This is a genomic window from Halorubrum sp. SS7, assembly GCF_005435055.1.
Classification (GTDB): Archaea; Halobacteriota; Halobacteria; order Halobacteriales; family Haloferacaceae; genus Halorubrum; species Halorubrum salinarum.
Genome location: NZ_SGXV01000792.1, coordinates 1 through 211 on the forward strand (window position 1 = coordinate 1; position 211 = coordinate 211).

General features: G+C 70.1%; 1 protein-coding gene. It reads left to right on the forward strand.

Going from position 1 to position 211, the window contains the following annotated elements; translation table 11 throughout:
• A partial coding sequence (locus EXE44_RS19925) for a squalene/phytoene synthase family protein (RefSeq protein WP_158293533.1) occupies positions 1-211 on the forward strand: 211 nt, incomplete at both ends.

Here is a 211-nt window from a genome sequence, read left to right on the forward strand (position 1 = left end):
TCGCCAGCCGAACAGCGGGCCGAACTCGACCGGCTCCGGGCGGCCGCGCTCGGCGAGGAGCCGACCGACGACCCGGTGTTGGAGGCGTTCGCCGAGGTGTGCGAGCGCAGCGGCATCCCCGACGAGGACGTCCACTCGTTCGTGGACGCCATGGAGAGCGATATCGACACCGACCGCTACGAGACGTACGCCGACCTGGAGGCGTACATGG